The organism is Mycobacterium sp. E2989 (genome assembly GCF_001667595.1).
In the GTDB taxonomy this organism is placed as follows: Bacteria; Actinomycetota; Actinomycetes; order Mycobacteriales; family Mycobacteriaceae; genus Mycobacterium.
Genome location: NZ_LZJX01000030.1, coordinates 77,046 through 89,679 on the forward strand (window position 1 = coordinate 77,046; position 12,634 = coordinate 89,679).

The following is a 12,634-nucleotide window of genomic DNA, read 5'->3' on the forward strand; positions in this document are numbered from 1 at the left end:
TGAGCAGGTCCGAAGTGGTGGCACCCTTGGTGCACAGCCGGCCGAAGTTGGCCGGATGTTCTTTGTTCCCAACCGACTTGGTGATGTGACGCCGGCCGCTCTCGGGATCGGTTGTGACCTGCAACACCATCCCACAACCGACGCCGCAGTACGCGCACACGGTGTTCACGGCATCGTCGATGGACGCCATGGACTCCCTGGTCACGCACTTCCCTTCCTTTGAGCGCAACGGGCCTACGTGAAATGGTGCGACGTTGATGTTTCGGCACTTGGTATCCGGAGTTTCCCCCGCTTAACGGCTTCCTCTCACCGGACGAAGCGCGTGCGTGAACTCTGAAGAAAGCCACAAATGCCCTGCTCAGCGCGGGTCGTCGTCGACCCGTCGGCCCGCTTTAGGCTACCCGGGCGCCCCCGCGCGACGCCCGCCAGAACGGCGTCTGGAACCAAACAAACGGCACATTCACAGCCTTCGCTAAGCTCACCGAGTGCGTCAGCTGATTGTGATTGCGCTGATTCTGCTGGCCGCCGGTTGCGGCGGGAAGCAACCCGCCACGCCGGCGGCTCCACCGGACAAGTGCAAGGACTCCGACGGGCCGACGCCCGACACCGTGCAGCGGGCGATCGCGTCGGTGCCCATCACAATCCCCGGCACCATGTGGGTGGAAATCGCTCGGGGACATGCGAAGAAGTGCCGCCTGTACTGGGTGCAGATCATCCCGACCATCGCGAGCGAAACCACCGGCCAGCAGTTGCTGTTCTTCGATCACAACACGGCACTGGGCACACCCACTCCAAATCCCAAGCCGTACATCACCGTGTTGCCGCCCTCCGATGACGCCATCACCGTTCAGTACCAATGGTTGAAGGGCAACGATCAGCCGTGCTGCCCCACCGGGATCGGTACGGTGAAATTCGAGATCGGCCCCGACGGCAAGCTAAAGCCGCTCGGCAAGATCCCGAATCAATGACCGTTACGTCAGCTGGTGACCGACTCGGTCAAGTTCTCCGGGTGCAGCATCTCGGCGTAACGCAGCTGCTCCGGAATTCCGAAGCCGTCGACCAGCGTTTGCGCGTGCGGCCGCAGCGCGCGGCACCGATCGTTGATGCCGCGGGTGACGGCTTTGGCCCGCTCGGTGGACAGGTACCGATGTTCGATGTACCACGCCTTGTCGTCCTCGATGACCGACAGCGCATACAGATCGCACAAAACCCCTAGCAATTCCCGGGTTTCCTCGTGGGGACACGCGTCGATGCCGGCGACGAACGCTTCGAGCACCACGCGGTCGATGTGCGCGCCCGCGGCGTGCAGCACGTGATCCTGCACCGAGTTGAACGCGTCGAATTCCGACATCTCCTTGGACTTGGCCTGCAGCCGCCGCGCGACCGACGCCAGCAGATATTCCTCGCGATCCTCGAACATCTTGATCTGGGTGCCGCGGTTGAACAGGCTGCCCTCTTCCTCGCTGTCCTGTCGGGCGTCCACAATCGTTTGGATAATCGCTTCCGCCGCAGTGCGTTTGACGACGCGCTCACCAACGGTGTTGGCGGCGAAGCGCACCCACTCGACCGGGCTCATGCTGCGGATGTCATCGGCGTAGGCCGTCAGCAGTTCCTTGGCCACCAACTGCGTCAGCACGTGGTTGTCGCCTTCGAACGTGGTGAACACGTCGGTGTCCCCGCGCAGGGCGATCAGCCGGTTCTCGGCCATGTAGCCCGCGCCGCCGCACGCCTCGCGCGCCTCTTGGATCGCCCGGGACGCGTGCCAGGTGTTGGCCGCCTTCAGTCCGGCGGCGCGCGATTCCAGCTCGCGCTGCTCGTCGGCGTCGACCGCGTCCGCGGTCTGAATGTCGTGGCACTTGCTGACCAGTTCGTTCTGGGCGAACTGCAACGCGTATGACTTCGCGATCAAGGGAAACAGCCGGCGCTGATGCACCAGGTAGTCCATGATCAGCACCTCGGACTCGTCGTCGGGCGCGCTGAATTGCTTGCGCTGCAAGGCGTATCGTGTGGCGATGTCGAGCGCGACGCGGGCGGCGGCGCCCGCGCTGCCACCGACCGTGATCCGCCCACGGACCAGCGTGCCCAGCATGGTGAAGAACCGGCGGTTCGGGTTCTCGATCGGCGAGCTGTAGGTGCCGTCCGGCGCCACATCGCCGTACTTGTTGAGCAGGTTCACGCGGGGCACGCGCACGTGGTCGAACACGATGCGCCCGTTGTCCACGCCGGGCAGGCCGCCCTTGTATTCACAGTCCGACGTCGTCACCCCGGGCAGGTCGTTGCCGTCGGCGTCGCGGATCGGCACCATCAGGCAGTGAACGCCGTGCTGGACGGGCTTGCCGTCCTCGGTCGTGATCAGTTGCGCGAATACCGCTGCCATGGTGGCCGTTTCGGCCGCCCCGCCGATGTAGTCCTTTCGGGCGGTCGGCGTGGGGGAGTGGATGATGAACTCCTCCGTCGCGGGGTCGTAGGTCGCGGTGGTCTCCAGCGACTGAACGTCGCTGCCGTGCCCCGTCTCCGTCATCGCGAAGCAGCCCCGCAGCTCCAGGCTGATGATCTTCTTCACGTACGCCTCGTGGTGGCGCTCGGTGCCCAGGTTTTCGACGGCGCCGCCGAACAGGCCCCACTGAACCCCGGCCTTGACCATCAGCGACAGATCCGACATCGCGAGCATCTCGATCATCGTGATCGCGGCGCCGATGTCGCCGGTGCCGCCGTGCTCCTTGCGGAAGTTGTCGGCGGCCGCACCGAACGCGGCCATGATCCTCATCTGCTCGGCCACCTTGGTGCGCGCGATCACCGTGTTCGGTGTGTAGTGCGGCCGGAAGAGGTCCTCGCTCATGGTGGAGCGCAGCTGGTTCCTGGTGTCACGCCAACGCCCGTCGAGGGCGTTGCGGAGCTGGTCGGCAATGGTGGTGGTGTCTGACGCCATAACCCGACCGTATCCTGCGCTTCGCACGGCGGGAATAACGACCTGATGCCAATTGGCCTTCACGCCCAGCGCATCCGGTGCGTGGTCGCGCGCCGTTTTCGCCGCGAGCGCGGGCGCGGCGATACCTTCTCCGGTATGGGTCTTCGCCTTCGCGCGGCGTGCGCGTTACTCGCCCTGACGCTCGCCGGCTGCGCGCCGGCGCACCCGCCCGCCCCGGCGGCATCACCGCGGCCGATGCTGACCTATATCGGTCAGGCGCAGGTTCCGTTCGATGAGGCCTTCGACGGAACGATCATCGGCGGGCTGTCGGCGCTGAGCTATGACCCCGGCCGCCAGCTCTACTACGTCATCAGCGACGACCGCTCGAAGAAGAACCCCGCCCGGTTCTACACCGTGCAGTTGTCCCTGTCGGACAGGGGAATTGACAGGGTCACCTTCACCGGCACCCACCCCCTGCTGGACCGTTCCGGTCAGCCGTTCCGGCCGCTCACGTTGGATGCCGCGCCACCGGTCGTCCCGCCCGATCCCGAGGGCATCGCGTTCGACCCGGCGCGACAGCGGCTGTACTGGTCCTCCGAGGGCGAGCGGCTCACGGACGGGCCGGTGTTGCTCGACCCCTGGATCCGGACCGCCGCGCTCGACGGTGCCTATCTCGGCGAGTTCACCTTGCCGGCCAACCTGGCGATGTCCGCGCAGAACAAGGGCCCGCGCCGGGACAAGGCGCTGGAGGGCCTGGCGCTGACGCCCGACGGCCGCACGTTGTTCGCGGCGATGGAGGACCCGGGTTACAACGACGGCCCGACCGGGGGCGACGGTCACCGCGTGCTCACCCGGATCACCAAGTTCGACGTCGCCACCGGCACGCCCACCGCCCAGTACGCCTACCCGATGGAGCCGCCCGTCCCGCCCGCCGAACTCAACGGCGTCTCCGATCTGGTCGCGCTGTCGGACACCACGTTTCTGGTGATCGAACGCGCCGCGGCCACCCCGCCGACCGTGCGGATCTACCGGGCCGAGATCGGCGCCGCGACCGACGTTTCGGCCATCCCGTCGATGCAGGACGCCGCCGTCACCCCGATGAGTAAGACGCTCGCGCTGGACCTGTCGGCCACACCGGGGCTTTCGCCGCTGGACAATGTCGAGGGCATCACGCTGGGACCGAAGCTGCCCGACGGTCGCCAGTCGGTGGTGCTGGTCAGCGACAACAATTTTTCACCGAGCCAGATCACTCAGTTTCTGTTGCTCGCGATGTGATGATCCCGGGGCCGCAGCCGGTAGAGCGCAAAGCCGGCCGCCGCGACGCCGAACAGCACGAGCATCGTCATGTCGAACACCCACCACCCGCTGTAGTGGGTCCACACCTCGGAGTTGGCGGCCAGCGGGTCAACCCTGCGCAGGTTGACCGTGGAAGCCGACGCGGCGAAGCCCCATTGGGCGGGAACGAACCAGGAAATCTGTTGCAGGCCCCACTTACTCGCCAGCTGAACCAGGCTGCCGTTGAGCAGCGCGGAGGCCAGGATCACCGGCAGCACCAGCGGCAGGACTTCGCGGAGCGACTTGCCCAGTGTCGACAGCGCGAGCCCGATCACCGCGTACACGATGGCCGTCACCGCGACGCTGACGTAGAGCTCGACCGTGGCGTTGCGCAGCAACGCGGCCCCGCCGCCGGGGGCGCCCTTCTCGGCGACGACGAGGGCGAACAGGATGGCCGTCAGGATGGCCGCGGCCAGGCCGCGGACCAGGATCTTGGCGGCCAGGTAGGCCACGGTCGACGTGCCGAGAGCCTGCTCGCGCCGGAAGATGCGATGCTCGCGCACGACGGCGCGGATGGTCAGCGCGGTGCCGATGATCACCGCGGCGACGTTGAGGGCGGCCAGAATCTCGAGGGCTTCGTGCGGGTGGCCGCCGCCGGCTTTGGGCCGGGCCAGGCCGGCATCGCCGGGGATCAGCAGGGTCAGGCCCGCCAGCGCGAACGGCAGAATCGCCAAGAAGACGAAATACAGGCGGTCGGCGAACAGCAGCCGGGCGTCGCGGCGGGCCAGCAGCCGGATTTGCCGTTTCGTGGGGGCCTTGGCCGGGGCGGGCGACGGCGCGGCGACCTCGGGCGGGCCCGCCAGCGCCGGCTCCGGTGGCCGGGCGCGAAAGGCGCGGTGCGCCCCCTCGGGGTCGGCGCTCACCCGCGCGAGCACCGCCGACCAGTCGGCGGTGCCGAACGCGGATTCGACTTGGGCGGGTGGCCCGAGGAATGCCGTCGCACCGGCCGAGGTGAGCACCAGCACCTGATCGCACAGGTCGAGATCCGCCAAGGACGTCGGCGGCGAGACGGCGGCCACGACCACGCAGCCGATGTCGGCCTGGCGTCGCAGCATCGCCATCACGTGACGCTGTTGCTCCGCATCGAGACCGGCGCCCGGCTGGTCGACCACGAGCAGCGTCGGCCGGGTGACGAGCTCGACCGCCAGCGCGGCGCACCGGCGCAACTCGGGCGAGAGTTTGGCGATCCGGGTGGTCCGGTGCGGCGTCAGCTCGAGTTCCTCGAGCACTTGGCCGACCACGCGGTCGCGTTGCTCGGACGAGACATCCTGGGGCAGGCGCATTTCGGCGGCGTACCTCAGGGCCCGTTCGACCGTGAGCTGCCGGTGCACCCGGTCGTCGGGCGACACGATGCCGATGCGGGCGCGCATGGACTCCGGCTCGGCGTGGACGTCGTGGCCGTCGACGGCGACGAGCCCCGAGCTGGGCTGCCTGGTGCCGGTGAGCAGCCCGAGCAGCGCGGAATTGCGCGCGGCCGACGGCCCGACCACGGCAGTGAAGATGCCCGGGCGAGCCGCGAACGAGATGCCCGACAGCGTCTCGCGCCCGTCCACGGCGAGCCCGAGCTGGTATGCGGTCACCCCGACGGTGCGGGCCTCGGCGTCCAGCGGCAGGCGATAGGTGGCGTTCGGTTCCGCGGTGCGCGGAGACGGTCCCGGGACGCGCAGCTTGGAGGTGACCATCCGCTCGATCAAGCTCGGACCCTTCGCCGGCGCCTCCGCCGCGGCGGGTGGCGGAATGGGCGGCGCCGGGTCCGGCTGGGCCGGGCGCTCGGGCGCCGGCGGTTGCTGCGCGAGCGCGGGCATGCGCTGGGTGTCGCGCTGGGTCGGAGCCGGCGGACCCGGATCGTGCGGCGCGACCGGACGGGGCGGCGGGGGATAAGCGGCGGCGGGCCGGGGCGCCGGGCGCGGCGCTTGGCCGGGCGGGCCGGCGGGCTGACCGAGTTGGAACGTCAGCCGGGGACCGCGCTGCGGATCACCGATGCCGATCGCCTGGCCGTCGCGAATGGTCACCGTGGACGCCCGCGCTCCGTCGACGAAGATGCCGTTGTGGCTCAGGTCGATGGCCACCCAGTGGGCGCCGGCGAATCGCAGCACCACCTCCGGGCGGGGCGCGGGCGGCGGCGAGGCGACCGGGCCGAGGCGCTCGAGCGCGATGTCGCAGCCCGGTCCGTAGCCGACGATCACGTCGCGGCCGGGCGCGAAATCGAACCTCATCGACCCGACCCATACGGTCAACGGGGAGGCTCTGAAAGCGGAACCCTCGGTCCGCATTGGCCGCCACCTTTCGTCACGCCGGTCAGCTCGGCTTAGTGTCTACCCGCCGGCCGCCGTCCATGCACCGGGGGCGTGCTTGTCAGGGCGCGTTGCGCCGGCCCGCCGGCGACGCGTTCTCGAGCAGCCGCCGCAGCACCTCCACCGCGTCGGTGAGCACCTGGCGGTCCCTTGGCTCGAGCAACGCCAGCTGCGGTTCGATCGCGGCCGCGCGGTCGGCGCGCACCGCGTTGAGCATGCGCTTGCCCTGGGGGGTGATCCGGATCCGGACCGCGCGGGCGTCCCCGGGGTCGACGGTCCGGGTGACCAGGCCGGCGTCCTCGAGCCGGCGCACCTGCGTGGTCATGGTCGGCTGCGAGCAGTGATCAACGGATGCGAGGTCCCCGATTCGGGCCTCTCCGTGGGCTTCGATCGTGGCGAGCAGCCTGGCCTGCGCGGCGGGCAACGGCATCTGGATTCGCTGGGTGGCCAGCCGGTTGAGCCGCGCCACCACGCCCAGCAGATCCGCCCCCAGCTGTTGAGCCTCGACGTTTGCGGTCTCGACAACTCTGTCCATGCCACCCATCGTTCCATAGCTTTGCTATGTGAGACGAGCGGCGGCCGGGCCGGGCGGGTCGGAAGTCGCGGAGCGGACGACCCGACTTTGCGCTGCCGCCTGGCACAATCGGTGAAGTGAATGCCCGCCGCCCCGTTCGGTCGCGCCATCGGGGTGGACCTCTACAGCCGGCCGAATTGGCGCAGGCCTCGGTGATGGGGGCGCTCTGCGCGGCCATCGCCATCATCGCGGGGGTGGTCCCGTTCGCACAGGGATTGGCGCTGCTGGGCACGGTTCCGATGGGGCTGCTGACGTACCGCTACCGGCTTCGGGTGTTGCTCGCCGCGACGTTTGCTGCCGGCATGATCGCGTTCCTCATCTCCGGGCTGGGCAGTTTCATCGCCGTCGCCAACTGCGCATACATCGGCGGGTTGACCGGATGGGTCAAGCGCAGGGGCCGGGGCACCCCGACGGTGATCGCCTTGTCCTTGATCGCCGGCCTCGCCGTCGCCGCCGCGACCGTCGGCGCGTTGATGGTGCTGAACCGGCTGCGCCACCTGATTTTTGAGGTGATGGCGGCCAACGTCGACGGTGTCGTCGCCTTCCTGAACCGGGTGGACCTGCAGTGGCTCGGTGCCGACGTGAAGCGGTGCTTCGAATTCGGGCTGCATCACTGGCACTGGCTGATGCTCGCGTATGTCACCTACGGGGTGGTGTTCTCGTCGTTGATCGGTTGGTGGGCACTTTCCCGCTTGCTGAATCGGATGGGCAACGTTCCGGACGTGCACAAGCTCGATGCCCCGGATGAGGCCCCCGACGCCGCGATCGGTCCCGTGCCGGTGCGATTGGACCACGTGCGCTTCCGGTACCCCCACGCCAAGCAAGACGCGCTGCGTGAGGTCAGCCTGGAACTTCAGGTCGGCGAACACGTTGCCGTCATCGGCGCCAACGGGTCCGGGAAGACGACGCTGACGCTGATCCTGGCGGGCCAGGAACCGACGTCGGGTTCGGTGCAGCGCCCGGGCGCGGTGGGGCTGGGCAGGCTGGGCGGCACGGCGCTCGTTCTGCAGCACCCGCAGAGTCAGGTGTTGGGCACCAGGGTGGCCGACGACGTGGTGTGGGGGCTGCCGCCGGGCACCGAGGTCGATACCGACCGCTTGTTGCGCGAAGTGGGCCTGGAGGGTTTCGCCGAGCGCGATACCGGCGGCCTGTCCGGCGGGGAACTGCAGCGCCTCGCGCTGGCCGCGGCGCTGGCCCGGGAACCCGCGCTGCTGATCGCTGACGAGTTCACCAGCATGATCGACCAAGAGGGCCGTGACGTCCTGTTGAAAGTGCTGTCGGGCCTTCCCGATCGGCATCGCACCGCCCTGGTGCACATCACGCACTTCGACAACGAGGCCGCGTCGGCCGACCGGACGATCAACCTCAGCGATTCCCCCGACAACACCGGCCTGGTCGAAACGGCTCCGCCCCCGTCGCCGGGCATCAACGCCGGGCGCCGCACCACCAAGCCGGTGCTCGAAATCGTGGGCGTGGCACACGAATACAACACCGGCACGCCGTGGGCCAAGACCGCGCTGCGCGATATCAGCTTCGTCGTCGAACAGGGCGACGGGATTTTGATTCACGGCGGCAACGGCTCCGGCAAGTCGACGCTGGCGTGGGTGATGGCCGGTCTGACGGTCCCCACCGTCGGTGCCTGCCTGATCGACGGCGAGCCCATCCGCGATCACGTCGGCGCGGTGGCGCTGTCGTTTCAGACGGCGAGGCTCCAGCTGATGCGCAGCCACGTGGGGCTGGAAGTTGCCTCGGTGGCCGGCTTTTCGCATCATGACAAACGCCGCGTGGCCGCCGCCCTGGGCGCGGTCGGACTGGAGCCCGCGATGGCCAAGCGGCGCATCGACCAGCTCAGCGGCGGCCAGATGCGGCGGGTGGTGCTGGCCGGGCTGCTGGCGTGTTCGCCTCGGGTGTTGATCCTCGACGAGCCGCTGGCGGGGCTGGACGTCGACAGCCAGCGGGGGCTGCTGCGCCTGCTGGCCGATCTGCGCCGCTACCGGGATCTGACCGTGGTCGTCATCTCGCACGACTTCGTCGGCTTGGAAGCCGTGTGCACCCGGACCCTGCACCTGCAGAACGGGGCGTTGCAGGCGGTGTCGGCCCCCGCCGCGGCCGGGGGTGTGGCGTGACAACGACCTCCGCCTCCGCGCCGGCGCAGAAGCGGCGCACTTCTCGCCCGGTGGTGCTGTTGGTTCCCGTGCCCGGCGGGTCGGCCATTCATGACCTGTGGGCCGGCACCAAACTCCTGGTGGTATTTGGGGTTTCGGTGTTGCTGACCCTGTATCCGGGTTGGGTGACGATCGGGTCGGTGGCGGCGCTCGTGGCGGCGGCCGTCTGGATCGGTCACATCCCCCGCGGTGCGCTGCCGTCGATTCCGCGGTGGCTGTGGATCCTCATGGCGCTGGGTTTTGTGACCGCCGCGCTGGCCGGTGGCAGCCCAATGGTGTCGATCGGCGGGGTCCATGTGTGGCTGGGCGGGGCGTTGAATTTCTTGCGGATCACCGCACTGTCCATCGTGTTGCTCGGCCTGGGCGCGATGGTTTCGTGGACCACCAATGTCGCCGAAATCGCGCCGGCCTTGGCGGTTTTGGGCCGGCCCTTCAAGTGGATGCGGATTCCCGTTGACGAGTGGGCGGTGGCCCTGGCTCTGGCGCTGCGCGCCTTCCCACTGCTGATCGACGAGTTCCAGGTGCTCTACGCCGCCCGGCGGTTGCGGCCCAACCACATGCCGCCGACGCGCAAGGCGCGGGTGCGGCAGACGGCGGGCAACTCGATCGATTTGGTGGCCGCCGCCATCGTCGTGACGCTGCGCCGCGCCGATGAGATGGGCGACGCGATCACCGCTCGCGGCGGCATCGGTCAACTCTCGGCCGCTCCGGCGCGGCCGAAACTGGGGGACTGGGCCACGCTCGCGGTGACCATCGCGGTCAGCGCCGCGGCGGTGGCGATCGAGACCATATTCCACCTCACTCGCTAGCCCGTCGCGTAGCGTGAGCGCGTGGCCGACATTCACCGGACCCGCACCATCGCGGCGCGCATCGGCGACATCTGGGAAACGCTCGCGGACTTCGGGTCCATCAGTTCCTGGGCCGGCAACGTCGACCACTCGTGCATCCTGTATTCCGGACCGGACGGAAACCCGGTCGGCACCACCCGGCGAGTGCAGGTCAAGCGCGACGCCCTCGTCGAGCGCATCACTGAGTTCGACCCGCCCCGCGCCCTCGGCTATGACATCGAGGGCTTGCCCAGCCGCCTGCGCCGGGTGGCCAACCGCTGGACGCTGGAACCGGCCGCCGCGGACACCCTGGTGACGCTGACCAGCACCGTCGAAATCGGGCCGCGCTCAACGCAAAGGGTCGCCGAGCGGCTCCTGTGCCGCGTCCTGGCACGGCAGTCCGCGGTGATGCTCGCCGGGCTCGCGAATCGATTGGAGCATGCCCGTGTCTGATCGCCCCGACGTCATCGTCATCATGACCGACGAGGAACGCGCGGTGCCGCCGTACGAGGCTCCCGACGTGCTCGCCTGGCGCGACCGGACGCTGACCGGCCGCAAGTGGTTCGACGACCACGGCGTCAGTTTCACCCGGCACTACACCGGCTCGCTGGCCTGCGTGCCAAGCCGCCCAACGATTTTCACCGGGCACTACCCCGACCTGCACGGCGTCACCCAAACCGACGGCATCGGCAAGACGGCCGACGATTCGCGCATGCGCTGGCTCCGCCAGGGCGAGGTCCCCACGCTCGGCAACTGGTTCCGCGCGGCCGGATACGACACCCACTACGACGGCAAGTGGCACATCTCGCACGCCGACCTCATCGACCCGCAGACTTCTCGGCCGCTGGCCACCAATGACGAGAACGGTGTCGTCGACGCCGCCGCGGTGCGGCGCTACCTGGACGCAGACCCGCTGGGGCCGTACGGGTTCTCCGGTTGGGTCGGCCCGGAGCCGCACGGGGCGGCACTCGCCGACGCCGGCATCCGCCGCGACCCGCTGATCGCCGACCGGGTGGTCGCGTGGCTCACCGACCGCTACGCCCGCCGCCGCGACGGCGACCCGGCCGCCCTGCGGCCCTTCCTCCTGGTCGCCAGCTTCGTCAATCCTCACGACATCGTGCTGTTCCCAACCTGGTCGCGGCGGGGCCCGGTCAAGCCCTCGCCGCTCGATCCACCCGCGGTTCCCGCCGCGCCCACCGCGAACGAGGACCTGTCGGAGAAACCGGCGGCGCAGATCGCCTTCCGCGAGGCCTACTACTCCGGCTACGGTCCCGCGGCGGCGATCGAGCGAACCTACCGGCGCGATGCGCAGCGCTACCGCGACCTGTACTACCGGCTGCACGCCGAGGTGGACGGACCGATCGATCGGGTCAGGCGGGCCGTCACCGAGAGTGGTTCGGGCGACGCGGTATTGGTGCGCACGGCCGACCACGGCGATCTGCTGGGCGCGCATGGGGGGCTGCACCAGAAATGGTTCAACCTGTACGACGAGGCCACCCGCGTGCCCTTCGTCATCGCGCGCGTCGGCGAGCGCTCGACGCGGCCACGGGTCGTCACGGCGCCGACCTCACACGTCGACGTGGTCCCCACCCTGTTGGCCGCCGCGGGCGTCGACGTCGCGGCGGCGGCCGCCGTGCTGGCCGAGTCGTTCTCGGAAGTGCATGGACTCCCCGGGCGTGACCTCATGCCGATCGTCGACGGTGCCCCGGCCGACGAGGCCCGCGCCGTCTACCTGATGACCCGGGACAACATGCTCGAAGGGGACAGTGGCGCTTCGGGATTGGCCCGCCGGCTGAAGCGGACGGTCAATCCGCCCGCGCCGCTGCGCATCCGGGTCCCGGCCCACACCGCCACCAACTTCGAGGGTTTGGTGATCCGCGTCGACGAGCCGACGGTTTCCGGTGGCGCCGGCCATCTGTGGAAGCTGGTCCGCACCTTCGACGATCCGAGTACCTGGACGGAACCGGGCGTCCGGCAACTGGCGGCCAACGGGCTTGGCGGCGAGGCGTATCGGACGTCCCCCCTCGACGACCAATGGGAGCTGTACGACCTGACGGACGACTCGATCGAAGCGATCAACCGGTGGACCGATCCGGACCTCCATGCCCTGCGTCAGCACCTGCGGACTCGGCTCAAGCACGCCCGCGCCGATTCCGTTCCCGAGCGGAACCGGCCCTGGCCGTACGCATCTCGCCGACCTCCCTCGACACCGCCGTCGACGCTAAGGCGTCTTGTGACGGCCATCCTCGGTCGCTGAATCGCGGCCAGCTCCGCTCAGCCATGCCTGCTGGCAGGTAGCGAGTTCTCCCGCTAGTGGGCCCGGTCGATGGGGGTTAGCCGCGGCGACATCGCTGTCGCAGAGGGCGAGTCTGAGAGGCATCGAGCAGGATGCGCAAGGCTCTTGCATCTGACAAAAGGGGACGTCATGACAGCGATGTACGGCCTGTTCGCGATTGTTCCGATTGTGTGGGGCTGCGCCGGTTACGTGCTGGTGTCTCATCCGGGCACCATGGAGCTCGGTGAGTCTAGGG

General features: G+C 69.1%; 9 protein-coding genes and 1 pseudogene. 6 read left to right on the forward strand and 4 right to left on the reverse strand.

Annotated elements, in window-relative coordinates; genetic code table 11:
* Window positions 1-19: 19 nt before the first annotated feature.
* Window positions 20-190: pseudogene (locus tag A5680_RS26445) on the reverse strand (hypothetical protein); the annotation flags it as partial.
* Window positions 191-500: 310 nt separating this feature from the next.
* Here A5680_RS26445 and A5680_RS07420 point away from each other — a divergent pair.
* Window positions 501-968 carry an LppP/LprE family lipoprotein gene (locus tag A5680_RS07420; protein WP_067817858.1) on the forward strand — a complete coding sequence of 156 codons (468 nt, stop codon included), beginning with the start codon at window positions 501-503 and terminating at the stop codon, window positions 966-968.
* Between the two features lie 8 nt (window positions 969-976).
* Here the strand turns inward: A5680_RS07420 and A5680_RS07425 are convergent, their stop codons facing one another.
* Window positions 977-2,929, reverse strand: coding sequence for an acyl-CoA dehydrogenase (locus A5680_RS07425; protein WP_055404689.1), 1,953 nt, complete (start codon window positions 2,927-2,929; stop codon window positions 977-979).
* A gap of 135 nt (window positions 2,930-3,064) precedes the next feature.
* On the opposite strand from A5680_RS07425, the gene A5680_RS07430 reads away from it, so the two are divergent.
* Window positions 3,065-4,183, forward strand: a complete 1,119-nt coding sequence (locus tag A5680_RS07430) for an esterase-like activity of phytase family protein (protein ID WP_067817760.1) — start codon at window positions 3,065-3,067, stop codon at window positions 4,181-4,183.
* On the opposite strand, the gene A5680_RS07435 is transcribed toward A5680_RS07430, so the two are convergent.
* Both A5680_RS07435 and A5680_RS07440 read right to left on the reverse strand, forming a co-directional pair.
* On the reverse strand, window positions 4,159-6,516 hold the full coding sequence (locus A5680_RS07435; RefSeq protein ID WP_067817763.1) for an ATP-binding cassette domain-containing protein: 2,358 nt from the start codon (window positions 6,514-6,516) through the stop codon (window positions 4,159-4,161). The two genes, A5680_RS07430 and A5680_RS07435, sit on opposite strands and share 25 nt — an antisense overlap.
* Window positions 6,517-6,598: 82 nt before the next feature.
* Window positions 6,599-7,072, reverse strand: coding sequence for a MarR family winged helix-turn-helix transcriptional regulator (locus A5680_RS07440; protein WP_067817766.1), 474 nt, complete (start codon window positions 7,070-7,072; stop codon window positions 6,599-6,601).
* A 116-nt stretch (window positions 7,073-7,188) separates the two neighbouring features.
* On the opposite strand from A5680_RS07440, the gene A5680_RS07445 reads away from it, so the two are divergent.
* From A5680_RS07445 to A5680_RS07460, 4 genes are read left to right on the forward strand one after another with little or no spacing between them, the layout of a single operon-like run.
* On the forward strand, window positions 7,189-9,237 hold the full coding sequence (locus A5680_RS07445) for an ATP-binding cassette domain-containing protein (RefSeq protein ID WP_369827622.1): 2,049 nt from the start codon (window positions 7,189-7,191) through the stop codon (window positions 9,235-9,237).
* Window positions 9,234-10,085, forward strand: a complete 852-nt coding sequence (locus A5680_RS07450) for a CbiQ family ECF transporter T component (RefSeq protein WP_055404694.1) — start codon at window positions 9,234-9,236, stop codon at window positions 10,083-10,085. Before A5680_RS07445 ends, A5680_RS07450 begins: the two co-directional genes overlap by 4 nt.
* Before the next feature lie 21 nt (window positions 10,086-10,106).
* The gene (locus A5680_RS07455; RefSeq protein WP_055404695.1) at window positions 10,107-10,556 is read left to right on the forward strand and encodes an SRPBCC family protein; all 450 of its coding nucleotides are present in this window, start codon (window positions 10,107-10,109) and stop codon (window positions 10,554-10,556) included.
* Window positions 10,549-12,360, forward strand: a complete 1,812-nt coding sequence (locus tag A5680_RS07460; RefSeq protein ID WP_082970301.1) for a sulfatase-like hydrolase/transferase — start codon at window positions 10,549-10,551, stop codon at window positions 12,358-12,360. The genes A5680_RS07455 and A5680_RS07460 overlap by 8 nt, the downstream gene beginning before the upstream one ends.
* The last annotated feature ends 274 nt before the right edge of the window (window positions 12,361-12,634 follow it).

Bases quoted from the DNA above. Each gene is read 5' to 3' on its own strand.
- A5680_RS07425 (WP_055404689.1), bottom strand. From the start codon at position 2,929: ATGGCGTCAGACACCACCACCATTGCCGACCAGCTCCGCAACGCCCTC.
- A5680_RS07430 (WP_067817760.1), top strand. From the start codon at position 3,065: ATGGGTCTTCGCCTTCGCGCGGCGTGCGCGTTACTCGCCCTGACGCTC.
- A5680_RS07435 (WP_067817763.1), bottom strand. From the start codon at position 6,516: ATGCGGACCGAGGGTTCCGCTTTCAGAGCCTCCCCGTTGACCGTATGG.
- A5680_RS07440 (WP_067817766.1), bottom strand. From the start codon at position 7,072: ATGGACAGAGTTGTCGAGACCGCAAACGTCGAGGCTCAACAGCTGGGG.